This is a genomic window from Paenibacillus faecis (assembly GCF_008084145.1).
GTDB classification, from domain to species: Bacteria; Bacillota; Bacilli; order Paenibacillales; family Paenibacillaceae; genus Fontibacillus; species Fontibacillus faecis.
The window spans coordinates 257,025-280,996 of sequence record NZ_VSDO01000003.1 but is presented as its reverse complement, the minus strand read 5'-3'; the positions used below and the strand labels follow the sequence as shown (position 1 = coordinate 280,996).

Genomic DNA, 23,972 nt, shown 5'->3' with positions numbered 1-23,972 from the left:
CGAAGGGACAAATTCGACAAAATAATGCCCAAAAAGGCCCTTATCCACCCGCCCGGCTTTCCGGGCCGGAACTATCGACCCACTATCACCCCACTGGAGGATGAGAGAGACCTATGAGTCACGCAAACGATACGCAGCAAGCCTTGAGCCGGGAACTGGAAGGACCGCGAATCCGCCGCGAGAAAAAAACGGTGCAGCATATGATCGCCCTTTACTGCGGTAGGATGCACCGCTCTCAGGCGCAAATAGCGCATGCACCGCAAGCGGAGGAAGGCGTGCCGACGTCCGCCCCTGGACCAGCATCCGGACCAGCACCCGCACCCGGACCCACACCCGAACCTGCACCCGGACCTGCACACGCACCCAAACCAGGTCCTGGGTCCGCGACCCGACCCGCGCCCTTAGAGGCGGCGGATTCCGCACCCGGCCTCGAGGGGAAACGGTTATGCCGGGAATGCGAGGACTTACTGACTTACGCGCTTAAGCGGTTGACGTACTGCCGTTTCGGCGAGAACAAAACGACATGTGTCGCCTGTCCGGTGCACTGCTACGCGCCGGAGCCCAGGGAGGCCATCAGGAAGGTGATGCGTTATGCCGGACCCCGGATGCTGTGGACCCACCCCGTGCTGACCGTAAGGCATTTGATCGATGGAAGGACCCGCCATTAGCGCGGGTCTTTTTTGTCCGCTTATTCACCCTGACACATATTTTTCACAGATAAGGTACATGTCGCAAAGCCGCGTCAGATCAAGGTTTTTCAAATTTGTTCACCATTGTGACATCTATCATGTGATTCTTGTCACAAAATTATTACTTTTACCCCGTGTATCTTCATAATTCCGTGATAGAATTCACATTAGTTAAGAATTATTAGAAAGAGGGAAGAAAAATATGGATCCGTTAATGCTTGCACGACTTCAATTCGCAGCGACAACCATCTTTCACTTCTTCTTCGTGCCTTTGTCCATCGGGCTTGTGCTGCTCGTGGCCATCATGGAGACGATGTACGTCGTCAAAGGCAAAGAGGAGTACAAGAAGATGGCGAAGTTTTGGGGAAAACTGTTCCTGATCAACTTTGCCGTCGGGGTGGTTACGGGGATTATTCAGGAATTCCAGTTCGGGATGAACTGGTCGGATTACTCCAGGTTCGTCGGCGATGTCTTCGGCGCCCCGCTGGCGGTCGAAGCCTTGTTCGCCTTCTTCATGGAGTCCACCTTTATCGGGCTATGGATCTTCGGCTGGGACCGATTGTCCAAGAAGGTTCATTTGCTCAGCATTTGGCTGGTGGCGCTCGGAACGACGGTTTCCGCGTTCTGGATTTTGGCGGCCAACTCCTTTATGCAAAGACCGGTTGGCTTTGAAATCAACAACGGCCGGGCCGAGATGAACGATTTCTTCGCGTTGATCTCGAACGGTCAGCTGTGGGTGGAGTTCCCGCACACCGTATTGGGAGCTTTTGCAACCGGCGCGTTTATGATCACGGGGATCAGCGCCTATAAGCTGCTGCGCAAGCAGGATGTACAATTTTTCAAAAAATCGTTCACCATCGCCGTGATCGTCGGCCTGATCGCCTCTTTCTCGACGGCGCTGTTCGGCCATCAGCAGGCGCAATACCTGGTGAAAACCCAGCCGATGAAAATGGCGGCGTCCGAAGGGCTTTGGGGCAAGAGCGGAGATCCCGCGCCTTGGACCGTGTATGCCCATATTGATCCCGGCAGCGGGAGCAACACGTTTGAAATCAAAATTCCGTATCTGCTCAGCTTCTTGTCTTACAGCAAATTTTCCGGTGAAGTGAAAGGGATGCACGAGCTTCAAGCGGAGTACGAGCAAACCTATGGACCCGGCGACTATATCCCTCCGGTAAGAACGACGTTCTGGAGTTTCCGGATCATGATCGCCGCAGGCTGCCTGATGATCCTGTTGGGTATGTACGGCGCATATCTGGCCTGGCGCAAAAAGCTGGATCAACCGAACACTTGGTTTTATCGCTTTATGCTGTGGGGCATCTCGCTTCCGTTCATCGCCAACACCGCGGGCTGGATTATGACGGAAATCGGGCGTCAGCCTTGGACGGTGTTCGGGTTGATGCAGACAAAAGACAGCGTCTCGCCTAGCGTCACTTCCGGGCAACTGCTGTTCTCCCTGATCGCGTACTGCGCGATTTATACCGCCTTGGCGATCGTTATGGTTTATCTGTTCGTGAAGACGATCAAGAAGGGTCCGAATGCCGAAAACACGAGCGACGATCATTCGTCCGATCCTTATGCGAAGGAGGGTTACCATGCTGTCTCTTAATGAACTTTGGTTTGTGCTAGTAGCCGTCCTGTTCATCGGTTTCTTCTTTCTCGAAGGATTCGATTTCGGGATCGGTATGAGTACGCGTTTCCTCGCCAAAAATGATATGGAACGCCGCGTATTGATCAACTCGATCGGTCCGTTCTGGGATGCCAACGAAGTGTGGCTGCTGACCGCGGGCGGCGCGATGTTCGCGGCTTTCCCGAACTGGTACGCCACGCTGTTCAGCGGATACTACACTCCGCTTGTCGTTCTGCTGCTTGCCCTGATCGCGCGCGGGGTGGCTTTTGAATTCCGGGGCAAAGTGGCCAACGGAAAATGGAAGGGTACCTGGGATGTCGCGATCTTTGCGGGCAGCCTCCTGCCGCCGTTCCTCCTTGGCGTCGTATTTTCAGGCTTGCTTAAAGGCCTGCCGATCGACGCGGATATGGAGATGAAAGCCGGATTGTTCGATATGGTCAATCTATATACATTGGTCGGCGGCGTGACCGTTGTCGTTCTGTGCCTGGTTCATGGTTTGATGTTCGCTTCGCTCCGTACGACGGGAAGTTTGAGAGAGCGTGCGCGCAAGCTGGCGCAAAAACTGCTGATTCCGCTGGCCGCCTTGTTCGTCATCTTCGCCGTCATGACCTACTTCCAAACGGACGTCTTTAAAGTCCGCGGGGGGATTTTGACTGCCATGGCCGTCGTCGGCGTCGTCTGCTTCCTGCTGGCGGGCATGTTCATGTCGAAGCAGCGGGACGGCTGGGCTTTCGGGATGACGGGGGCGCTGATCGCGCTGTCCATCTCCGGCGTGTTTGTCGGAATGTTCCCGCGCGTTATGATTAGCTCGATTAATGAGACGTTTTCGCTTACAATTAATAATGCGGCATCTGGTCCATATTCCTTGAAGGTGATGACCATCGTAGCGCTGACGCTGCTGCCGTTCGTATTGGGATATCAGATTTGGAGCTACTTTGTTTTCCATAAACGGGTTCATGAAAAGGAGCATCTGGAGTACTAATGGGTCGCGGACTAATGAAGTACGGGGGAATCAAGCCGGTCATGGCGATCATGGCCGGACTGACCCTGATTCAAAGCATCGCTATCATATTGCAGGCAACCTGGCTGGCGGAGGTCGTCTCCGCCCTGTTTGCCGGCGCCAAGCTGCAGGAACAAGCCGGCGGGGTCGGTTTGTTCCTGCTTGCGTTTTTGGTCCGGCAGGGATGTGGTTTGCTCATGCAAAAAACAGCTTACCGCTTTGCCGAGCAGACCGGCCGGTCGCTGCGCAGGCAGGTGCTGGCCAAGCTGTTTGAGCTGGGTCCGCGGTTTGCCGGACAGGAAGGAACGGGGAATCTGGTTACACTGGTGCTGGAGGGCGTGACGAAATTCCGGAACTACCTGGAGCTGTTCCTGCCGCGGATGCTCGCGACGGGAATAACGCCGGTATTGGTGCTGGCGTACGTCTTTACGCTCAATGCGACTTCGGCGATTATCCTGATGGTGACGATGCCGATTCTGATCGTGTTCATGATTTTGATCGGGCTGGCGGCACGGAAGCAGACGGAGCGCCAGTGGCAGACCTACCGGACCCTGTCCAATCATTTCGTCGATTCGCTGCGCGGCCTGGAGACGCTGAAGTTTCTGGGGCGGAGCAAAACGCATATCGATTCCATCGAGCGCGTCAGCGATTCCTACCGCTCCGCGACGATGCGGACGCTGCGCGTCGCGTTCCTGTCTTCGTTCGCGCTCGATTTCATCACGATGCTGTCCGTGGCCTCGGTGGCCGTCAGCCTGGGCCTGCCGCTAATCGAGGGGCGCATCGAATTGCTGCCTGCGCTGACCGTGCTGATCCTGGCGCCGGAGTATTTCCTGCCGGTGCGGATGGTCGGCGCCGACTACCATGCGACGCTGGACGGCAAAGAGGCGGGCGAAGCGATGGAGGCGATTATCGGAGCCGCCGGGGAAGAGGCGGCGAAGGCCTCGCCGGTGCCGGCCGGCGCCGATTTGACGTGGACCCCGCGGAGCACGTTGGCGCTGCGGGGGATCGGGGTGCGCCACGAGGAAGAGGGAGATCCCTCCCTCGACGGGGTGAACTTGACGTTCAGCGGTATGGGCCGAATCGGCATTATCGGCGAGAGCGGGGCGGGCAAGTCGACGCTGATCGACGTGCTCGGCGGCTTCCTGCGGCCGACCTCGGGCAGCTTCGAGCTGAACGGCTGTGGGCTGGGCGATTTGAGCCCGGAACGGTGGCGGGAGCAAATCACCTATATCCCGCAAAAGCCTTACATTTTCAGCGGTACGCTGGCTGACAATATCCGCTTTAACAAGCCGGAGGCCCGGCCGGACGATGTCCTGCGGGCCGCGGAAGCCGCCGGCCTCGGCGCCCTGGTGGCCAGCCTGCCGCGCGGGCTGGACGAGCCGATCGGCGGCGGCGGGCGTCCGCTTAGCGGCGGGCAGGAGCAGCGCGTGGCGCTGGCTCGGGCGCTGCTCAGCGAGCGGCCGGTGATTTTGCTCGATGAGCCGACCGCCCATCTCGATATCGAGACGGAGTATGAGCTGAAGGAAACGATGCTTCCGCTGTTCTCCGGCAAGCTTGTCATTCTGGCCACTCATCGCCTGCACTGGATGCGGGAGATGGACCGGATCATCGTCATGGAGCGGGGACAGGTGGCCGAAAGCGGCACCCATCAAGAGCTGATGGCCCGCCGGGGAGCCTACTATAAGCTGGCGACGCTGCAGCAGGAGGGGATGAACGCATGAAGCGGCGGGAAGACTGGATCATTCCTTATTTTAAAATGTACAGCGGCCGGTTCGCCCTGTATCTTCTTCTCGGCGTGTTGACGCTTTTGGCGGCGTCCATGCTGATGTTTACCTCCGGTTTTTTGATCTCCAAATCGGCGACGATGCCTTACAATATCCTGCTCGTTTACGTGCCGATCGTCGGCGTTCGCGCCTTCGGGATCGGCCGCGCCGTTCTTCACTATGTGGAGCGGCTGGTCGGGCATGACGCGGTCCTGCGGATCCTGTCCAAAATGCGGGTGCGCCTGTACCGGATTCTGGAACCGCAGGCGCTGTTCATCCGCTCCCGGTACCGGACCGGGGACATTCTCGGCGCGTTGGCCGACGATATCGAACAGCTGCAAAACGTATACATCCGCACCGTTTTCCCCAGCCTGATCGCATTGGTGCTGTACGCGGCCGCGGTGATTGCGCTCGGCGTGTTCGATCCGTGGTTTGCGCTTCTGGTCGCCCTCTACATTTTAATCCTCGTCGCCGTTCTGCCTTATATCTCGCTGATGCTGACCCGGAGAGCCGACGCCGCACTCAAGCGGGAGCGAAACGGGCTGTATCAAAAGCTGACCGATGCGGTGATGGGGATCGGCGATTGGGTGATCAGCGGAAGAGCGGCCGACTTTCTGAACGACTACGAACGCGACGAGGAAGCCGTGCTTCGCAAGGAGCGGAAGCTGCGAGCCTGGGCGCGTTGGCGGGCCTTTATCGGCCAGCTTGTCGTCGGGCTGACGGTCGTATCGATGATTTACTGGTCCGGCGGCCAAGTGGCGGCCGGGCAGTTGAACCCGACGCTGATCGCCGCTTTTGTGCTGGTCGTGTTCCCGCTGGCGGATGCGTTCCTGCCGGTATCCGAGGCCGTCCAGCGCCTGCCGGAGTACCGGGAATCGCTGAACCGGCTGGAGCGGATTTCGGGCGGCGGCGCTAGCGAAGAGGCCAACGCGGCGGATGCCCCGCCGACAGGCGGAACGGGGGGCGCTGCGGCGGCGGTTCCCTCTGCCGCCGAGCTTGAGACGGCGGCCCGGCGGGCGCACGTCAAGCTGGAGCGGGCCTCCTTCGCCTACGGCAGGGAGGGGCCGCGCTCCGTGGACGGCGTGACGCTGGATCTCCCGCAGGGCAAGCGGGTCGCCGTTATCGGCCGCAGCGGAGCGGGCAAGTCGACGCTGCTGAAGCTGATTCAGGGGGCCCTGGTCCCGGCGGCCGGGGCCGTCACGATCAACGGGGTGCCGTCCGCCGCCTACGGGGACGGCATCCCCCGCATCATCTCCGTGCTGAACCAGAGCCCGCATTTGTTCGACACGACGGTGGCGAACAATATCCGGCTGGGTCGTCCGGACGCGGAGATGGAGGCTATTCGCCGAGCCGCGGAGCGGGCGCAGCTCGGCGGACTGCTCGCCGGTCTCCCGCAGGGGCTGGAAACGCCGATGCGGGAGACCGGGCAGCGCTTCTCCGGCGGGGAGCGGCAGCGCGTCGCCTTGGCGCGCGTGCTGCTGCAGGACACGCCGGTGCTGATCCTGGACGAGCCGACGGTGGGGCTCGACCCGCGAACCGAACGTGAGCTGATGTCGACCATTTTCCGGTCGACGGCGGGCAAAACGCTCATCTGGGTCACGCACCATCTCGCTTTTGCGGAAGAGATGGATGAGATCCTTTTTATGGAGGAAGGCCGCGTGCTCATGCGGGGGACTCACGCCGAACTGATGGAGCGAGAGCCGCGGTACCGGAACCTGTATGAGCTGGATCGCCCTCAATGGTGAATTCGGAAGCCCAAAGGATATCGTCCTTTGGGCTTTTTCGATGGTATGCTGCTGCTGATGGGGGCTGTGCTATGCTGCCAATCTGATGCCGCTTAATGATGATGATGATTAACGGGAAAAACTCCCGGTAATTATGCCGAATCAGCTTCAGTTGAACAAATTAGCTGGAATTTCTCCCGCTAATTGTACCCCCGGGGGAGAATTGAACTCTTTCTGCCCAATTTAACTGGAGAAATTCCAGTTAAATCACGGAAACAGCGGTTTTGCCGGAAATTAGCGGGAGAAAATCCCGTTAATGTCCGGAAAAGCGGTAACTCCGCTTCCGGCGCAGCAACTCTTGCTCCCGGCGCAGCAACTCTTGCTTCCCGCGCAGTAACTCTTGCTCCCGGCGCAGCAACTCTTGCTTCCGGCGCAGCAACTCTTGCTTCCCGCGCGGTAACCCCGCTTCCGGCGCAGCAACTCTCGCTTCCCGCGAAGTAACTCCGCCCTCCGCGCAGCTATTCCCCCCCCCCATATGGCTACTCCACCCAGTCTTTGGTCGCCGGAGGCTCTACCCGCCCTGTCGCTTGCCCCTGAGCGTGCGGTCCCATCTGGCTCTGCGCCGGGCTTTTCCTGGTGCGAATCCCGCGGGCTTCCGTTCCCGGCGGTTAACCTATATAATGGGGATTAAAACCTGAAAGACCTGACGTTCTTTGTTAGGGGAGGTGCGGACGTGGAACTGAGGCAAATCCAATATTTCATCGAGGTCGCGAAGCTGGAGCATGTTACCGAAGCGTCGTATGCGCTGCATGTTTCGCAGTCGGCGGTGAGCAGGCAAATTTTCAAGCTGGAGGCCGAGCTGGGGGTGGACCTGTTCATTCATGAAGGACGCAAGGTGAAGCTGACCCCGATCGGGCGGTTATTTCTCGGGCATATGGAGCACCTGATGAAGGTGATTGAAAACGCCCAGCAGGAAATCAGCGAATATTTGGACCCCGAGCGGGGGACGGTGCGGATCGGCTTTCCGAGCAGTATGGCGGCGCAGATGATTCCGAAGGCGGTTTCAGGCTTCCGGGAGCGGTATCCGGCGGTGCATTTTCAACTGCAGCACGGCTCTTACCGGGAGTTGGTCGATTGGGTGGCCAAAGGCGACCTGAATCTGGCGATCATGGGCCCCGTCCCGCAGCAGGAAGCGCAAATTAAAGGAACGGTGCTGTTTCAGGAGAAATTCGTCGCCCTGCTTCCGGCGGACCATCCGCTGGCGAAGAAAGAATCGCTCAATTTGAACGAACTGAAAGAGGACTTGTTCGTGCTGTTTCCCGAAGGCTTCGTGCTGCGCGACATCGTCGTGAAAGCCTGCGGCAATCTCGGCTTTCAGCCCAAGGTGGCGTTTGAGGGGGATGATCTGGACGCGATCAAAGGCCTTGTGTCGGCGGGACTGGGTCTCACCGTTCTACCGGAGATCGCGCTCAGCGAGCATATCGCCTCCAGCATTGTGATTTTACCGATCACGGAGCCGGAGGTCACCCGGGACGTAGGGGTGATCGTACCGGCTACCCGGGAGCTGCCGCCGACGGAGAAGCTTTTTTATGATTATTTACAAGAGATCGCGCCCCGATTCGATTTTAAATATTAACCGTGCCGAATACGATTCCTAGAATCGGACAAACTATGATAAAAATCTCAGATTATAGTCATTAAGTTAAAACTTAATGACTATTTTTGTTGAAAGTATGTTACAATCTATTACGGGTTGTTTACTGATTAAATGTTCAATTTTTCACTAACTCTAGCGAGTTCGGTGAGGGAATTGGGACCCTTCTAACCCAAAATTCAAGCACTGTGGCTTAATGTAAAGGAGAATTGGTATGTCGGAAGCGAACACGGAAACAAAATCTGCACAAGAAACGACGATCACGTCCAGCGACAATGCGCAACGCGATATCGTTGATCAACTGCTCAAGCCTGAGGTTCAGGAATCCTTGACAGTCCTGGTTCAACAGCTGCCGAAATTGACCGAGCTGGTGAATATTCTGACGAAGTCTTATGATTTTGCCAAAACCGTTGCGACGGATGAAACTTTAAAGAGCGACACGGTGGGCGCTATTTCCGAAATCGCCGGTCCTGTTGTAGGGACGGTTAAAAATATCGCAGCTACCGTGATTGAAGCCAAAGACCGTGCTGACGCAAGTCAAGAAGTTATCGGTCTGTTCGGGCTGCTCAAAATGCTCAAGGACCCGGAAGCGCAAAAGCTGTTCCGTTTCGTGAACGCTTATCTTCAAGTCGCGGGCGAAAAGAGCAGACAACAACAAAAATAGACGCGCTATCTTTAAGGTGTTACCATCTCAATTTGTCAGAACGGAGGACGGAGAATTACTATGTCTAAACATATTGTCATCCTGGGCGCCGGCTACGGCGGCGTACTGAGCGCTTTGAATATCCGGAAATACATGACCAAAGAACAAGCACGGGTTACGGTTGTTAACCAATATCCGACACATCAGATTATTACCGAGCTGCATCGCCTGGCCGCGGGGAGTATTGCGGAACGCGCGGTGGCGCTGCCTCTCGAGAAACTGTTCAAGGGCAAAGACATCGACCTTCGTATCGCCAAAGTCGACAGCTTCTCGGTCGACAACAAGCAAGTTAAATTGCACGACGGCACGGTTTTGACTTATGATGCATTGGTTGTAGGGCTTGGCAGCATCACGGCTTACTTCGGGATTCCGGGGCTGGAGCAGTACAGCATGGTGCTGAAATCGGCCGATGACGCCAACCGCATCCACCGTCATATCGAAGAGAAACTGGCGGAATACGCGAAATCGAAAAATCCGGCGGACGCTACGATCTTGATCGGCGGCGGCGGTTTGACCGGGGTCGAACTGGTGGGCGAGATCGCCGACAAGCTGCCTGAGCTGAGCAAGAAATACGGCATCAAACAAGAAGAAGTTCAATTGATGCTGGTCGAAGCCGGCCCTAAAATTTTGCCGGTACTGCCGGACAACTTGATCGAACGCGCAACGACAAGCCTGGAGAAGCGCGGCGTCAAATTCCTGACCGGGCTGCCTGTAACGAAAGTGGAAGGCAACACGATCGATCTGCAGGACGGGCAAAAAATCGTGGCGAACACGTTCGTATGGACAGGCGGTGTGCAAGGAAATCCGCTGGTCGGCGAATCGGGCCTCGAGGTCAACCGCGGCCGCGCGACGGTCAACGAATTCCTGCAATCCACATCGCATAAAGACGTATTCGTCGCCGGCGACAGTGCCGTATACTTCGGCGCGGACGGTCGTCCGTACCCGCCAACGGCGCAAATCGCTTGGCAAATGGGCGAGCTGATCGGCTACAACCTGTACGCTAACCTGACTGGCGGACATATGGAAACGTTCAGCCCGGTGAACTCGGGTACGCTGGCAAGCTTGGGCCGCAAGGATGCGGTGGCGACGATCGGCGCAAGCAACACGCAACTGCGCGGATTGCCGGCCACGCTGATGAAGGAAGCGAGCAACATCCGCTACCTGTCCCACATCAAAGCGCTGGACGCTTTGGCATACTGATCTCACTTGAATCGAAAGAACCTCCCCTCATTGATCGAGGGAAGGTTCTTTTTTATAAAAAAATGCCCGCCGGCCTCATTGGCCGACAGACATCTGTATTAGATAATGCGATTAGATAACGCCGTGGGCTACCATCGTGTCGGCGACCTTCAGGAAGCCGGCGATGTTGGAGCCAACCACCAGGTTGCCCGGATGGCCGTATTCTTCAGCCGCATTCACGCTGTTTCTGTAAATGTTCTTCATGATGTCCTTCAGTTTGGCGTCCACTTCCTCAAAGGACCAGGCAAGTCTGGCGCTGTTCTGTGCCATTTCCAGAGCGGAAACGGCAACCCCGCCGGCATTGGCCGCTTTGGCCGGTCCGAAGTACACGTCATTGCTGAGGTAAACTTCGATCGCTTCCAGGGTGGAAGGCATATTGGCTCCTTCAGCAACAAATTTTACGCCGTTGGCCACCAATGTTTTGGCCGCCTCTTCGTTTATTTCGTTTTGCGTTGCGCAAGGCAGCGCGATGTCGCAAGGAATGTTCCAAATATTTTCGCAGCCTTCATGATATTCGGCCGACGGATGTTCGTTCACGTATTCCTTGATCCGTTTTCTTTCCACTTCTTTCAGCCGCTTCACGGTATCAAGGTTGATGCCGTTCTTGTCGTATACGTATCCGTTCGAATCGCTGCAGGCCACGACTTTGGCGCCGAGCTGCTGCGCTTTCTCAATCGCATAAATCGACACATTGCCGGAACCGGAAACGACGACCGTTTTGCCGGCGAAGCTTTCGCCTTTGGTTTTCAGCATCTCGTCCGTGAAGTAAACGAGGCCGTAACCGGTCGCTTCGGTACGCGTCAAGCTTCCGCCGTAAGTCAGGCCTTTGCCCGTGAGGACACCCGCTTCGTTACCGCCGCGGAGGCGTTTGTACTGCCCGAACATAAAGCCGATTTCACGGGCGCCTACACCGATATCGCCCGCCGGTACGTCAACGTCAGGACCGATGTATTTGGACAGTTCCGTCATAAAGCTTTGCGTGAATTTCATAACCTCGTTGTCCGATTTACCCTTCGGATCGAAGTCCGAACCGCCTTTACCGCCGCCGATCGGCTGACCGGTCAAGGAGTTCTTGAAAATTTGCTCGAAGCCGAGGAATTTGATGATGCTCGCATTTACGGAAGGGTGGAAGCGAAGTCCGCCTTTGTACGGGCCGATGGCGCTGTTGAACTGTACCCGGAAACCGCGGTTGACTTGCACGTTCCCTTGATCGTCAACCCAAGGTACGCGGAAGGTAATAAGTCTTTCGGGCTCGACGATTCTTTCCAGGATCGCATGGTTCTTGTACTTGGGGTTCTTCGCAAAAACCGGCACAAGGGAGTCAAGAATTTCCTTAACGGCCTGGTGAAATTCGCTTTCTCCCGGGTTGCGCTTCTTGACGGTTTCATACACTTCATTCACATAGGACTGGGCCGCTTGAAGTTCAGGGCTCGATTGTGTTGTAATAGCCAATCTTTTCTCCACCTTTCGTTTTGTCACCTATCATTTGTTCCAATTTTCACGATTTTTCTAACTCCTATTGTAATATCCATGTAAGATATAAACAAAACTTTATTTAGATGAAGTTGATGACCATTTGAGATGAACTTTACAGCCTATGTTAGATTTTCCTGGAAATTGGAACCGGACCTACGGACTTAGGCGCTTTCCCTCCACCCGTTATTTTCTCGCGTCCGTCCCTCCATAATACTGCACATTGTCACCATAAGCCCCAATCAAAACCAGCTTTGACATGGTAAAAATGGAAATAGAAAACCGGCCCATGCGGGCCGGTGTGGATGATCTTTCTATTAACGGGGAAACGCGACTTATATGTTGTTCCAGTGGGTGATTTGCCCGATCGGCAAGCGAACGGTGCTATGTGCCGGTTTGGCGGCTTTCCCCACGGCGATCAGCAAAATGGGCTTCAGCGTTTCTGGCAGGTTGAAGGCTTCCGCAAATTTAACGGCATCATAACCGCCCATAGGAACGGTATCATAACCCTTTGCCTTCGCAATAAGCATGAATTGCATCGAAATGAGACCCGCGTCAAGCACGTTCACCTGGTGCAGCAGTTCGGGCTTCAGTCCGCCGTACATGCTTTGGAGCCGTTCCACAAAGGAATTTTTCGTCGTTTCGTCCATGTATCCGGCTTCGACCGCTTTGGAATAAATCGCATCCGCCTGTTCATAGGACTTTAAATCGCCAAGCACGGCAACGACGGCCGCGGCATCGACCACTTGCTGCTGGTTGTTGGCGATGGGCAGCAGCTTTTCCTTCAAGCTCGGGTCGTCGATGACGAGGAAACGCCATGGCTGCAGGTTGGAAGAAGAAGGGGCGGAAGAAGCGAGCTCCAGCATTTCCGTCATTTCTTCTCTGGAGATCTCTACGCTGGGATCATAAGCTCGAACCGAATGCCGTTCTTTTAATACCGTATAAAAATCATTCAAATTCACGTTCTCTGTTATACTCATCTCTCTCCGAATCCTCCTTATATTTACATCTTAATTTTTAGGTAAATTTAGTATACGGGTTAACTGTTAACTTTTCAAGTACAGTTTTGAGGAAAGCGAATAAAGTTTTGGAATGGTTTCGCTTGTGCTTCTTTCATGGAAGCGCTACGCTTAAAGAAACCATATGCCGAGGGCAAAGGAGGCTGCAGCAAGTGGATTTAAATATCGGAATCATTGGGACAGGCTGGTTCAGCAAAGTGCATGGAGACATCTTGGCCGGGATGGACCGGGTCCGGGTCGCCGCCGTATTGGGGACCAGCGAGGCGAAGGCGGAAGCGATGGCAGTCCGTTACCCGGGGGCGCGCGGGTATGCCGGCTTGACGGAAATGCTGGACCGGGAAAAACTTGACGCGGTCTATATCTGTGTCCCGCCCATGGCGCATGGGGAAATTGAATCTGTACTGATCGAGCGGGGGATCCCCTTTTTGGTGGAGAAGCCGATCGGTACGAATATGGATATTCCCACGGAAATTTCCGGCAAGCTGCAAAGCAAACCGCTGGTCCATGCGGTAGGCTATCATTTTCGTTATAAAGCGACGATTCAGATGATGAAGGAACGCATGGCCGGCCAGACGCTCGCGATGGCCTTGGGAACCTGGATGGGAGATATGCCGCAAGTTTCCTGGTGGAGAAGACAAGAGGGCTCCGGCGGACAGTTTATCGAGCAAACGACCCATATCGTCGATCTGCTGCGTTATCTGGCCGGTGAAGTCGAAGAAGTGTACGCCTCCTATGCGAACCGCATCGTGCATACTCAGTTCGAGCAGGTGGGCGTTCCCGATGTAGGCACCGTTACTTTGAAACTGCGCAGCGGGGCTATCGCGAACATTTCCAACACCTGTGCGCTGCCGGGCGGCGTGGGCGAAGTCGGCCTGAAACTGTACACCGGGTCGGGGATGCTGCACTGGAATCCCGATCGCCTGGACATCGTCGGAACGGAAGAAAGCACCTCTTACAAGCTCGGAGACAATCCGTATCTTAAAGAGAATGAGGCCTTTATTCACGCCTTACGCACCGGGGATACCTCGGGGATTCTATCCGACTACGCCGACGCCTTGAAGACCCAGCGCGTCACATGCGCGGCTCTGGAATCGGCTTCGACCGGTAAACCGGTCAAGATTGAAAATTAATAAATAGAAGGGGCGATACCGTTGCACTCAGGTGCTCGCGGTATCGCCCCTATCTTTTTAGAAAGACAAATCGTAATTAAGGAAGTACGGACCGTCCGTTTCCGTTTCGGTCACATGGCCGCCCAGCAGTTCGGTGATTTGCTTCACCGGTCCGACCAACCGCTCCTTAACGATAACCGCCGGTGACTTCAGCTCAACAGCTTGTCCATTCAGACTGGCGATGGGATCTCCCACGCTGAACACAAGCTTGTTCCCTCCCTTGATAAGGGTCGCTTCTTTGGTACCGGTGTCGTAATCGAACTCCGCTCCGATCCCCTCGGCAAAATCTTTCAACGGAACCCGCACCTGGTCTTTGGAAGTCGTCGGGACTTGGCCGAAGGTGGCCGGCTGCCCGTTCACCGTGATCGTCAGCGAGAAAATCGGTCCGTTCTCATTGATGACCAAAGTGCTTACCTGCCGCTCCAAGTCCTGATTAAACCGCTCCAGATTGGAGGCGGTCACTTTATGCGTCCCCCCGACAATTTCATCGACGATCCGCTGATTGATCGATCCCGAGTGGTGAGACAGGTCCTTGTACTTCGTAAGGTCGTAAGTTATGGAGCTGTCGCTTTGGAAATCATGGATGCTGACATTGTCAAATGCGCTTAACTGCTCGTACATATAGACTTTCATTTCCTGCTGATTCGCGAAACGCTGCGGGTTCAGACTGTACCAAACCTGCTGGCGGATGACGGAGTACGGCGGATAATAGAAAATAAATTCGATTTCGGGATGCGCCTTTACCAAACTGAGAATGTTCTCATGAAATCTCTCCTTGACGAGGTCGAGCGAAGGCTCGCTAGTGCCGGAGGTCTGTTCGGCAAGCCAAGCTTCCTTCCATTTGGCCATAACCTTTTTGGCTCCGTAGGAAGACATGTAGCTCCAGTTGTTGAGCGTCTCCAAATTACGGTACTGCGGCTTCTGGTCTTTGGGCAGGAACAAGGCGCCGAAGGCATGTCTTACGTTCGAAATGTTAAAAATGTATTTATAATCGTTCAGCACATTGTCATCATACAGATAGAACGGAAAGGACGCTTCGTCCCTTACGGAATTTTCGCGGAGGGAGAAGTAGTCCAGCCCCCAGAGGATTTTTTTGACCTGTCCCGTCCCTACGGCCAAGTCGGCCATCATCCGCTGCTCTTTGGCGGTCGATCCTTCCGTGGAGAGCTTGAGCACGTCCCCGCCCAGTTTTTTGCCAACCTCGGTGGGGAGAAAATTTTCGGTCATGGAACTGCCGATGATAATCATATTATAATCGTAATTTTTGGCCAGGCCCGGGTTCTGATAGCGCTGCTCCCGCGAAAAGAGAGGCGGGTAAGAAGCCTTCCGATAGAATTGCAGAGGATCCACGGCAAAGACAAACGTTCCGACAATGGCCCCAAACAGCAGCACAAAGGCCAGAAACGTACCAATAAAACGCAAGTTCTTCAAGAGGTGATCTCCCTTTCTGAATCACAGAGAATTTATACGTCCCGACGGCATTAAAAAGTGAAGTACAAGAATTCGCTGACCTGGTTAAAGTAGAGCACCGAAAAAACGAACAGAAACGCGATGAACGCGGCATATCGGACGTTGGGCCGGAATTTCATCTTCATCTCCATCGAATTACGGGCGAACACGGCAACCAGTATGGCGGCGCCGACCAGGGCGACTTGTCCCAGCAGCGTCGTGGACACGCCGATGTGGCCGAAATTGAACATTCCCCGCAGCACTTTGAGCGCATCGTCCCAATCCTTGGCGCGGAAGAACACCCAGCTGAAGTTGATAAACATGAAGGTAATAAACCAGGCGACCCAGTGCGGGAGGACGATGCCGGTTTTTTTCCACAGCCGCTGAATCACCTGAGCGATCCCGTGCAAAAGCCCCCATGCGATGAAGGTCCAGCCGGCTCCATGCCAAATCCCGCCGATGACGAAGGTGGCCACCAGATTGAAATAGGTACGGAAATGCCCTTTGCGGTTACCGCCCAGGGGGATGTAAATATAGTCTCTAAGAAAACGGCTCAGGGTCATATGCCAGCGGCGCCAGAAGTCCTGGATGCTGACGGCCTTGTACGGCGAATTAAAGTTGATCGGCAGCTTGATATTAAAGAGCAGCGCTATCCCGATCGCCATGTCGGAATAACCGCTGAAGTCGAAGTAGAGCTGCATCGTGTAGGCCAGCGAAGTCGTCCAGCCTTCCACCAGACTCAGGTTCGTCGATACGTCAAAGCCCTGCGTGGCGATCGGCGCCAGCGTGTCGGCAATCACCACTTTTTTGAACAGACCGATACAGAAGATGAACAACCCCCGGGCGACATTGCCGGGAATAATCACTTTGCTGCGGGCGCGGTCGAACTGAGGCATCATCTCTTTATGATGCAGAATAGGTCCGGCGATCAGATGCGGATAAAAGGTGACGAACAGAACATAGTTAACGATGCTGTATTCTTTGGCCGTTCCCCGATAAGCATCGACCAAGTAGGCGATTTGCGTAAAGGTAAAGAAGCTGATGCCAAGCGGCAGTGCGAGCCGGAGCAAATCGATCTGCGCGGAAAACAGCGAGTTTACGTTACTGATCAGGAAGTCGGCATACTTATAGTAGCCCAGGAAAAGAACGTCCCCGACGATCGCCAACGTAAGCAGCAGCTTGCGCGTTCGTAATTGCCGGGCGTGGCTGATGCTCCGCCCCATGATGTAGTTAAAAGCGATCGAAGCGAGAATCAAAGGCAGCGACTTGATACTCCACCAGGAATAGAAGAAGAGAGAAGCAGCCGCGAGCCAGACTTTCCCCGCAATAGGCGGACAAAAACGGTTCATTAAGAAGTAGACGACAAAGGTAATGGGCCAAAAGGCGAATAAAAATTCGTAAGAGTTAAAAAGCAAACCTTAGCACACCTCTTTACTGGAATAAAAGTCACACCCAAATAATATGATCATACCCTAGTTGGCCCGATTCGACAATGTACGGGGCTTCCACGGGAGCGATACATATAATTAGACAAAAAAAGTCCGCAAAAAGTTCCCTTTTTCTTTAAAAAAAGTGCGAACTTTGTGAAGGAAAGCGAACATTAAGATTGCATGATAGTCCCATAAACGCAGGAGTCTATTAAATCATGAAAATATGCAAATATATCAGTCAACTCGTCCATTCCTAATCTAGCAGCCCTTCATAGAATGTAGTAATTCCAGGAAGGAGTTGAAGAAAGAATGGCAGAGCTTTTGGATCATGTCGTTAACGTGCCCACCCCGATTACGAACGGTGCCGCCATCAACGTGCCGCAGACGCCGGCGGGGCAAGGGATTGCCCTAGTGAGAGTCACCATCCCCGCAAACCGCCCGGCGAACAAGGTACAGTTGGACGCTACAGTAGGGTTGCAGGGAATCACGGGAATTCCGAGAGTGCTTTTCCGCATTTTCCGGGATGGCCACGAGATTTATTATGCGGTTCAAGCGGTTGAAACCGACTTTGAAAATGTGAACCTCACCTCCCTGATTGCCGCTGACGTGAATGTAGCCCCGGGGGTTCATGACTATGTGCTGTCCGTGGAAAACCTGGCGGCGGGAACTCAAGCCAGAGTCATCGGCCCGATCGTCTTTACCGCTTTGGCTACAGCTTAATCGAACAACCGGATCGCGAAGGACCGCTATCGCAGGGCCGCGCTTTTAAGCGCGGTCCCTGCGTTTTTTTGTATTCCTTGACGGGTACATATCGCAAGCTTATCTCGAACGGGAAAGATGCAGTTCTGCCGGTGCCCTTCGCCGAAATGGCTAGCCGCACTGTAATAGCGGCATTTATAGGCGCTATTGTGGCGGATTCCAGCTCTCAAGGGATAATAGCGGTAAAAAAAGCACTGGCGTTGCATTAACCCGAAGGGTCTAAAGCCGTAACCGCCTCTCTTAGAAGCCGGGTGGGTGGATAAGGGCTTTTTGAGGCGTGATTTTGTCGAATTCGTCCCTTCGCTGAGAAATAGAGGTCCTTTGGGGCTTTATTTTAGGGAAAAGCGCACTGGCGTTGCATTAAACCTGACATGGTGCTGCCGACTCCGCAATCTCACTTGCCGCCCGTTATAATAGCAGCCCGAATCGCCGCTATTATAGCGGACGGATCATAACCACCCGTCAAACGGGTGGTTTGTCTAAGGCTATAAGCCTTTATTAGCGGCTCGCGTCTAAAGGCGCTTGCTTTCGCTGCGTTCAAGCTACTATGCCGTTGCGGCTTTTGACTACCCCGGAAGGGTGCGATTATTACTAAACCCCTAATACCTCGTCAAACAACCTTGATAACATAAAATTCCTGCATATCTGCATGTTTTTTTCCTGTTTGGACTCAAAATTTCAAAATCCCTGCAAATCTGCAGGAATTTTCGACGAAACCGGATCGTTTCACTAAATTCGCTGGAAATTCCTGCAGATTTGCATCTTTTTCGTCTTCCCCCGCGGGGATCGGCCTAAATACCTGCAGATTTGCATCTTTTTGGAGTTGGAAGCTGAAAGCACACTAGGCTTTTTTGCTACAAGCATCACTACACCACCCGCACAGACAGGTGGTTTTTGTTTCGCACGCTTCGCGAGCTCAACTGGCTAAAGCCCAAAATAAAAATCGACCCCGCCGAAAGGCAGGGTCCATAAGAGAAATCTATATGTGAACATTAGGAGGAAACCGGGGTTAGGGTTGACCGTACTTAACGAATCAGTACGGAAATCAGGATCGGGGCTACGCCCAGCGTGAACAGGGCGGCCAAAATCATCGAGATGCTGGAGATCGTGCCCGTGAGCGAACTGAGCTCAAACGCCTTGGATGTACCGGTTCCGTGGGCGCTGGTGCCGAAGAGGACGCCGCGGGCAACCTCGCCTTCGATGCGGAACATTTTGACGACCAGCGGTCCCAGCATAGCCCCCAGCAGGCCGGTGATAATCACGAAGACGGCCGTAATGTTCGGGACGCCTCCGATGACCTGGGACACGTTCATGGCGATCGGGGTTGTGACCGAGCGGGGAACGAGGCTGCTGATCAACCGGTTGTCGAGATGCATCCACTCCGCCAGGATCACCGAGGTGCACATGGCGACGACGGAGCCGGTCAGCACGCTGACGAGAATCTCGACGGCGTGTTTTTTCAGGACATTATAGTATTTGTAAAGGGGAACGGCGAATGCGATCGTCGCCGGCTGCAGCATGGCGCTGAGCCATTTCCCCCCGGAGTGATAGGTTTCGTAAGGAACGTCGATCCAGAGCAGACCGATCACCAGCACGAGCGGCGTAATCAACAAGGGGGACAAATAAACCCGCGGCCGTATGCGGTAAATTTGCTTGGATACGACATAGACGGCGAGGGTGACGAACAGGCAAATCCAGCCTTGAATCATGACGGTTTATGCTCCTTTCTTTTGGCGATGCGCGAGGCGATCAGCCCCGAGCTGACCATAACGGTCAACGTGCTGAGAATGACGACGGTCAGAATCCGGACCCCGTCGTGTTCCAGCAGCGGAATGTATTTCATCACGCCGACCGCGGCCGGAATGAAGAACAGCAGCAATTCAGCAAGCAGCCAATTGGCCCCTTGCTCGATCCAGGCCAGTTTGATGACGCCCGTCTTCAATAAAGCAAACAAAATAACGATGCCCAGTATGGAGCCCGGAATCGGCAAATGAAGCGCCTGCGCAAGGAAGTTCATGCCCAGAGAGAACAGAATGAGAACGGCGATTTGCAGCACAATGCGGCCGATCATTTTTAGATTTCCCACGCTGTGTGGCTCCTTTCTTGTTGTAAAGTTGGTAATGAAATATTACATCAATTGCTTTCATGAGTAAAATGAATATACTGAATGGATGAGATTCCATATGGTTATGGAAAAAGCGGGGAAAAGGAGCTGGTTAACGGTGGATGTACGGCAAATGCAGTGCCTGATTGAGGTGGCCCGGCTCAAGAGCTTCACAAAAGCGGCCGACGCCCTTTATATTACGCAGCCTTCGATCAGCAAAACGATCAAAGGAATGGAGGAGGAGCTCGGGGTGGTCCTGTTTGACCGGGTCGGAAAAAGGGTCGAACTGACCGATGCGGGGCAGCTGATCGTGGCCCAGGCCCAGCAAATCGTCGCTTCTTTTCAAAACTTGACGGCCGAACTGGACGATCTGCGCAATCTGAAAAGAGGCCATATCCGGATCGGCCTTCCGCCGATGGTTGGCTCGAGTTTTTTTCCGCGGGTCATCGGCCAGTTTCATCAGCGCTACCCGGAGATTACGATCCAATTGTTTGAGGACGGGGCGAAAAAGGTCGAGTCCGATGTGGCGGACGGGCTGTTGGAGGTCGGCGTGGTTGTGCTCCCCACGGTACAAGAGGGGCTGAGCAGCTTCCCTTTTGTGGAAGAGAAACTGAAGCTCGTCGTGCCGACGGATCATCCTCTGGCCGACAGGAAGCGCGTTGAATTGCACGAACTGGCCGAGGAAGGATTCGTCCTGTTCCGCGAGGACTTTACGCTGCATGACCGGATTATCGGCGAATGCAAGAAGGCGGGTTTTCAGCCCCGAGTCATATACGAAAGCTCGCAATGGGATTTAATTAGCGAAATGGTGGCGGTCGGGCTGGGAATCACGCTATTGCCGGAAACGATCTGCCGGGAAATCGATGAAGAACGCGTGCGGATCTTATCCTTGATTCATCCGGTCATTCCCTGGAAGCTGGGTCTAGTTTGGCGGGAAGACCGCTATTTGTCGTTCGCGACCCGGGAGTGGATCCGCTTTGCGCAAGAGGTTCTCTCTTCCCCTTCAAGCGGTTCGGGGGAAATGCGCCGGAGCAAAAAACCATAGAATGTTCATCTATTGGATAAACTACCCATGCAATCCGAACTATCCATACCAGTCTAGTTTTTATATAATAGCTGAATGTGATTTTTAAATTCGTTTTATAGGGGATAGAACCTGAATGAGCGTGTTCAGAAAAAAATCAATTGCATTCATGCTACAAGAAAAGGCGGCGGAAGGTTCCCGGGGAATGCGGAAAGAACTCGGTGCGTTCGATCTTACGATGCTCGGCGTCGGCTGCGTGGTGGGGACGGGGATTTTCGTGCTTACCGGGGTGGCCGCCGCCAAGCACGCCGGGCCCGGACTGATCCTGTCCTTTTTGCTGGCGGGAATCCTCTGCGCCTTTTGCGCGTTGTGCTATGCGGAATTCGCCTCGATGGTTCCCGTGTCGGGGAGTGCCTACACCTACAGCTACGCGACTTTCGGCGAGATTATCGCCTGGGTCCTGGGCTGGGATATGATTCTGGAATACGGCTTTGCGGCCTCGATGGTCGCCAGCGGCTGGTCCGGCTACGTCCAGGGGCTTCTCGCCGGATTCGGCATAGAAATTCCGAAGGCGCTCAGCAGCGCCTTGAATCCCGGAGCCGGCACCTATTTGGATTTGCCCGCCGTGGTCATCGTGCTTCTGCTGACGTATATCGTATCGCGGGGAGCCAAGGAGTCATCGCGGCTCAATTCGCTGATGGTGCTCGTAAAGGTGGCCGTCATTATCCTGTTCGTCGTCATCGGCGCCTTTTATATCAAACCTTCCAACTGGACGCCGTTCATGCCGTTCGGCTTCGGGGGCGTCGTGACCGGGGCGGCCACCGCATTTCTGGCTTATCTCGGCTTTGACGTTGTGGCGACGGCCGCCGAAGAGGTGAGAAACCCGCAAAAAGATCTGCCGAGGGGGATCATCGGGTCGCTTGTCGTGTGCTCCATTCTGTATATTGCGGTAACAGCCGTACTGACGGGAATGGTCCCTTATACCATGCTCGATGTCAAAAATCCGGTCGCTTTCGCCCTGCAGTTTATTCATCAGAACTGGGTGGCGGGCTTTATCTCGCTGGGGGCCATCGTCGGGATTACCACGGTGCTGTTCGTTCTTCTGTTCGGGCAGGCACGGCTCTTCTTCGCGATCGGCCGCGACGGCCTGCTTCCGGAGAAGCTGTCCCGGCTGCACCCGAAAACCGGGGCACCCTCGGTGAGCACCTGGACGACCGGCATTGCCGTCGCCGTATTCGCGGGGCTGATTCCGCTGAACAAGCTGGCGGATCTGGTCAGCATCGGAACGTTGTTTGCGTTCATCTCCGTTTCGGCCGGGGTGATGATTTTGCGTAAGACCCGTCCGGATCTGACGCGTGCGTTCAAGGTGCCGCTCGTGCCTTGGATTCCGCTTCTCGCGGTGGTATCCTGCGCGTATTTGCTGATCAATCTGCCGCAAATCACCTGGATCGCTTTTCTCATCTGGATGGCGCTGGGGTTGATCGTTTATTTTGCCTATGGACGCAGACACAGCCGTTTGGCGGACAAGCCGGCGGATTAATGCATATTCCGGTAGAAAACGGTTGAAATTAAAGCGGAGGTACGAACATTCCAAGAAGATGAAGGAGAGAACTTTCCTTATGAAGGATTCCTTGATTTTGGGGCTGCTCGCCGCTTTTCTTCTAAGCCCGTTGAGCGGAGGGGTTGCGGATGCGCATGGCGCTGAAGTCCCGGCCACGTCCGCCAAATCGGATAGCATGGCGGTTCTTGCGGCCTCTGCCGATACGCCTTTTCATTTTGGCTTCAAAAAGAGCGTCGGCGGACAACTTCCTTCTATTGACCAAGAGGGGTTTAAAGCGATCGTGGATAAACACGGGGCGATCTTTCTCGGCGACACGACCCGCAAAGATCTGTTCCTGACCTTCGACAACGGGTACGAGAACGGATATACGGCGCCGATTCTGGATACCTTGAAGGCGAAAAAGGTGCCGGCCGTCTTCTTTATTACAGGCCATTATGTAAAGGATCAGCCGGAGCTTGTGAAACGTATGGCCGCGGAAGGCCATCTGGTGGGAAATCATTCGTGGAGTCATCCGGACATGACGACGATTTCCGACAGTCAAATCAAGGACGAACTGGATCGCGTAAAGCAGGCTTCCGCCAAGTTGACGGGAACGGATCGCATGGCCTATCTCCGGCCGCCGCGGGGGATTTTCAGCGAACGTGTGCTCAGGGTCACCAGGGAACTTGGGTATACGAACGTCTTTTGGTCGATCGCTTACAAAGACTGGGATGTGAACGACCAGAAAGGAGCGCCTTACGCTTACCGCAAAGTCATCGATCAGCTGCATCCCGGGGCGGTGATCCTGCTGCACTCGGTGTCCAAGGATAACGCCGCCGCGTTGGGGGCGATCATCGATGAAGCCAGACGCCAGGGTTATGAGTTCCGAAGCCTGGACGATCTGATGCGCAGCCGGAAGGAGAAACCATCTCCCGCATCGCCCGGACAACCTACCCGCTAAATCATCGACCGCTTGAGCCGGAGACCCTTCAACTCCGCGCTCCAAGCGGTTTTTTTATATTGAACGGAAAAATCAGGCTTCTTGACTTTACACTTGGCGGCTCCTATAATTAGGTTTGCTAATAAATATTAAAGCTAAATATTAAACTGTATAAATATTAGGAGGGATCAAGTGAATATGGGCGGTGAACCGGGAGCCCAGCGACTGATGGAGTCGATTGCCCGTTTCAGGAGGGCGGACTGGCACAAGAAGGTCCTCGAGGGTTACAAACCCAGCGAGCTCCGCGTTCTTTCCATGATTGAAAAAGGGTGCCTCGACGACGCGCGGGGCGTCACCATCTCGGCAATCAGCGAGTTGATGCGGGTCAGCCCCCCCACCGTGACTCCGCTCGTCCGCAGTCTGGAGTCCAATGGCCTGATCGTCCGTTCGCATGACGAGGAAGACCGGCGGGTCGTCCGGGTTAGGCTTACGGAGAAGGGGGTGCGAATCCGCCGGGAAAGCCGGGAGGTGTACATTCGTCACTTCAAGGAATTGTACGATTATTTAGGCGAAGCCCGGAGCGATCAACTGGCCGATTTGCTGGAACTCGTATACCGCTTTTTGGAGGAGAAGCATAAGCGGGAGACGGAGCAATCCGAAATTTAA

Annotated in this window: 21 protein-coding genes; 14 read left to right on the top strand and 7 right to left on the bottom strand. The window is 54.7% G+C overall.

Going from position 1 to position 23,972, the window contains the following annotated elements:
* The first annotated feature begins 113 nt into the window (after positions 1 to 113).
* The 5 genes from FRY98_RS14780 (at position 114) to cydC (ending at position 6,824) form a co-directional block, all read left to right on the top strand.
* On the top strand, positions 114 to 668 hold the full coding sequence (locus FRY98_RS14780) for a nitrous oxide-stimulated promoter family protein (protein WP_148453202.1): 555 nt from the start codon (positions 114 to 116) through the stop codon (positions 666 to 668).
* Positions 669 to 891: 223 nt separating this feature from the next.
* Positions 892 to 2,295, top strand: a complete 1,404-nt coding sequence (locus tag FRY98_RS14775; protein WP_148453199.1) for a cytochrome ubiquinol oxidase subunit I — start codon at positions 892 to 894, stop codon at positions 2,293 to 2,295.
* Positions 2,282 to 3,298, top strand: coding sequence for a cytochrome d ubiquinol oxidase subunit II (gene cydB / locus FRY98_RS14770; protein ID WP_148453195.1), 1,017 nt, complete (start codon positions 2,282 to 2,284; stop codon positions 3,296 to 3,298). Before FRY98_RS14775 ends, cydB begins: the two co-directional genes overlap by 14 nt.
* Positions 3,298 to 5,037, top strand: coding sequence for a thiol reductant ABC exporter subunit CydD (gene cydD, locus FRY98_RS14765; protein WP_148453192.1), 1,740 nt, complete (start codon positions 3,298 to 3,300; stop codon positions 5,035 to 5,037). Before cydB ends, cydD begins: the two co-directional genes overlap by 1 nt.
* Positions 5,034 to 6,824 (top strand): thiol reductant ABC exporter subunit CydC, encoded by a 1,791-nt coding sequence (cydC, locus tag FRY98_RS14760; RefSeq protein WP_148453188.1) that lies wholly within the window; start codon positions 5,034 to 5,036, stop codon positions 6,822 to 6,824. Before cydD ends, cydC begins: the two co-directional genes overlap by 4 nt.
* Positions 6,825 to 7,116: 292 nt before the next feature.
* On the opposite strand, the gene FRY98_RS14755 is transcribed toward cydC, so the two are convergent.
* The gene (locus tag FRY98_RS14755; RefSeq protein WP_148453186.1) at positions 7,117 to 7,338 is read right to left on the bottom strand and encodes a hypothetical protein; all 222 of its coding nucleotides are present in this window, start codon (positions 7,336 to 7,338) and stop codon (positions 7,117 to 7,119) included.
* Between the two features lie 198 nt (positions 7,339 to 7,536).
* Between FRY98_RS14755 and gltC the strand changes: the two genes are divergently transcribed.
* The 3 genes from gltC (at position 7,537) to FRY98_RS14740 (ending at position 10,360) form a co-directional block, all read left to right on the top strand.
* Positions 7,537 to 8,439, top strand: coding sequence for a glutamate biosynthesis transcriptional regulator GltC (gene gltC, locus FRY98_RS14750; protein ID WP_148453183.1), 903 nt, complete (start codon positions 7,537 to 7,539; stop codon positions 8,437 to 8,439).
* 232 nt (positions 8,440 to 8,671) lie between these two features.
* Positions 8,672 to 9,121 (top strand): DUF1641 domain-containing protein, encoded by a 450-nt coding sequence (locus tag FRY98_RS14745; RefSeq protein WP_148453181.1) that lies wholly within the window; start codon positions 8,672 to 8,674, stop codon positions 9,119 to 9,121.
* A 60-nt stretch (positions 9,122 to 9,181) separates the two neighbouring features.
* A complete protein-coding gene (locus tag FRY98_RS14740; protein ID WP_148453178.1) occupies positions 9,182 to 10,360 on the top strand; it encodes an NAD(P)/FAD-dependent oxidoreductase in 1,179 nt (392 codons plus the stop codon).
* Positions 10,361 to 10,471: 111 nt separating this feature from the next.
* Here FRY98_RS14740 and gdhA read toward each other — a convergent pair whose 3' ends face one another.
* Together gdhA and FRY98_RS14730 are read right to left on the bottom strand one after the other, a co-directional pair.
* Positions 10,472 to 11,851 carry an NADP-specific glutamate dehydrogenase gene (gdhA, locus tag FRY98_RS14735; RefSeq protein WP_148453175.1) on the bottom strand — a complete coding sequence of 460 codons (1,380 nt, stop codon included), beginning with the start codon at positions 11,849 to 11,851 and terminating at the stop codon, positions 10,472 to 10,474.
* Positions 11,852 to 12,207: 356 nt separating this feature from the next.
* On the bottom strand, positions 12,208 to 12,852 hold the full coding sequence (locus FRY98_RS14730; RefSeq protein ID WP_148453172.1) for a nitroreductase family protein: 645 nt from the start codon (positions 12,850 to 12,852) through the stop codon (positions 12,208 to 12,210).
* 191 nt (positions 12,853 to 13,043) lie between these two features.
* Here FRY98_RS14730 and FRY98_RS14725 point away from each other — a divergent pair, with 191 nt between their 5' ends.
* Positions 13,044 to 14,021 (top strand): Gfo/Idh/MocA family protein, encoded by a 978-nt coding sequence (locus FRY98_RS14725; RefSeq protein WP_148453169.1) that lies wholly within the window; start codon positions 13,044 to 13,046, stop codon positions 14,019 to 14,021.
* A 57-nt stretch (positions 14,022 to 14,078) separates the two neighbouring features.
* Here the strand turns inward: FRY98_RS14725 and FRY98_RS14720 are convergent, their stop codons facing one another.
* Together FRY98_RS14720 and FRY98_RS14715 are read right to left on the bottom strand one after the other, a co-directional pair.
* The gene (locus tag FRY98_RS14720) at positions 14,079 to 15,491 is read right to left on the bottom strand and encodes a stalk domain-containing protein (protein ID WP_148453166.1); all 1,413 of its coding nucleotides are present in this window, start codon (positions 15,489 to 15,491) and stop codon (positions 14,079 to 14,081) included.
* Between the two features lie 50 nt (positions 15,492 to 15,541).
* Positions 15,542 to 16,924, bottom strand: coding sequence for an MBOAT family O-acyltransferase (locus FRY98_RS14715; RefSeq protein WP_148453163.1), 1,383 nt, complete (start codon positions 16,922 to 16,924; stop codon positions 15,542 to 15,544).
* Between the two features lie 324 nt (positions 16,925 to 17,248).
* On the opposite strand from FRY98_RS14715, the gene FRY98_RS14710 reads away from it, so the two are divergent.
* Positions 17,249 to 17,659, top strand: a complete 411-nt coding sequence (locus tag FRY98_RS14710; protein ID WP_148453160.1) for an exosporium protein C — start codon at positions 17,249 to 17,251, stop codon at positions 17,657 to 17,659.
* Between the two features lie 1,064 nt (positions 17,660 to 18,723).
* On the opposite strand, the gene FRY98_RS14705 is transcribed toward FRY98_RS14710, so the two are convergent.
* Both FRY98_RS14705 and FRY98_RS14700 read right to left on the bottom strand, forming a co-directional pair.
* Positions 18,724 to 19,407 carry a CidB/LrgB family autolysis modulator gene (locus FRY98_RS14705; RefSeq protein ID WP_148453157.1) on the bottom strand — a complete coding sequence of 228 codons (684 nt, stop codon included), beginning with the start codon at positions 19,405 to 19,407 and terminating at the stop codon, positions 18,724 to 18,726.
* Positions 19,404 to 19,769, bottom strand: coding sequence for a CidA/LrgA family protein (locus tag FRY98_RS14700; RefSeq protein ID WP_148454488.1), 366 nt, complete (start codon positions 19,767 to 19,769; stop codon positions 19,404 to 19,406). The genes FRY98_RS14705 and FRY98_RS14700 overlap by 4 nt, the downstream gene beginning before the upstream one ends.
* 151 nt (positions 19,770 to 19,920) lie before the next feature.
* Between FRY98_RS14700 and cidR the strand changes: the two genes are divergently transcribed.
* The 4 genes from cidR to FRY98_RS14680 all read left to right on the top strand — a co-directional run bounded on the left by cidR (position 19,921) and on the right by FRY98_RS14680 (position 23,972).
* Positions 19,921 to 20,847: a cidABC operon transcriptional activator CidR gene (gene cidR, locus FRY98_RS14695; RefSeq protein ID WP_211373306.1), complete on the top strand. Its 927-nt coding sequence runs from the start codon at positions 19,921 to 19,923 to the stop codon at positions 20,845 to 20,847.
* A gap of 115 nt (positions 20,848 to 20,962) precedes the next feature.
* On the top strand, positions 20,963 to 22,366 hold the full coding sequence (locus tag FRY98_RS14690; protein WP_148453154.1) for a branched-chain amino acid transporter BcaP: 1,404 nt from the start codon (positions 20,963 to 20,965) through the stop codon (positions 22,364 to 22,366).
* A 196-nt stretch (positions 22,367 to 22,562) separates the two neighbouring features.
* Positions 22,563 to 23,327, top strand: coding sequence for a delta-lactam-biosynthetic de-N-acetylase (pdaA, locus tag FRY98_RS14685; protein WP_148454483.1), 765 nt, complete (start codon positions 22,563 to 22,565; stop codon positions 23,325 to 23,327).
* Positions 23,328 to 23,504: 177 nt separating this feature from the next.
* The gene (locus FRY98_RS14680) at positions 23,505 to 23,972 is read left to right on the top strand and encodes a MarR family winged helix-turn-helix transcriptional regulator (protein WP_225039169.1); all 468 of its coding nucleotides are present in this window, start codon (positions 23,505 to 23,507) and stop codon (positions 23,970 to 23,972) included.

Coding starts and splice junctions, on each gene's coding strand:
- FRY98_RS14710 (WP_148453160.1), top strand. CDS start 17,249: ATGGCAGAGCTTTTGGATCATGTCGTTAACGTGCCCACCCCGATTACG.
- FRY98_RS14700 (WP_148454488.1), bottom strand. CDS start 19,769: ATGATCGGCCGCATTGTGCTGCAAATCGCCGTTCTCATTCTGTTCTCT.
- FRY98_RS14780 (WP_148453202.1), top strand. CDS start 114: ATGAGTCACGCAAACGATACGCAGCAAGCCTTGAGCCGGGAACTGGAA.
- FRY98_RS14680 (WP_225039169.1), top strand. CDS start 23,505: ATGGGCGGTGAACCGGGAGCCCAGCGACTGATGGAGTCGATTGCCCGT.
- pdaA (WP_148454483.1), top strand. CDS start 22,563: ATGGCGGTTCTTGCGGCCTCTGCCGATACGCCTTTTCATTTTGGCTTC.
- FRY98_RS14745 (WP_148453181.1), top strand. CDS start 8,672: ATGTCGGAAGCGAACACGGAAACAAAATCTGCACAAGAAACGACGATC.
- cydC (WP_148453188.1), top strand. CDS start 5,034: ATGAAGCGGCGGGAAGACTGGATCATTCCTTATTTTAAAATGTACAGC.
- cydD (WP_148453192.1), top strand. CDS start 3,298: ATGGGTCGCGGACTAATGAAGTACGGGGGAATCAAGCCGGTCATGGCG.
- FRY98_RS14755 (WP_148453186.1), bottom strand. CDS start 7,338: ATGGGGGGGGGGAATAGCTGCGCGGAGGGCGGAGTTACTTCGCGGGAA.
- FRY98_RS14690 (WP_148453154.1), top strand. CDS start 20,963: ATGAGCGTGTTCAGAAAAAAATCAATTGCATTCATGCTACAAGAAAAG.
- FRY98_RS14740 (WP_148453178.1), top strand. CDS start 9,182: ATGTCTAAACATATTGTCATCCTGGGCGCCGGCTACGGCGGCGTACTG.
- FRY98_RS14730 (WP_148453172.1), bottom strand. CDS start 12,852: ATGAGTATAACAGAGAACGTGAATTTGAATGATTTTTATACGGTATTA.
- cydB (WP_148453195.1), top strand. CDS start 2,282: ATGCTGTCTCTTAATGAACTTTGGTTTGTGCTAGTAGCCGTCCTGTTC.
- FRY98_RS14775 (WP_148453199.1), top strand. CDS start 892: ATGGATCCGTTAATGCTTGCACGACTTCAATTCGCAGCGACAACCATC.
- FRY98_RS14705 (WP_148453157.1), bottom strand. CDS start 19,407: ATGATTCAAGGCTGGATTTGCCTGTTCGTCACCCTCGCCGTCTATGTC.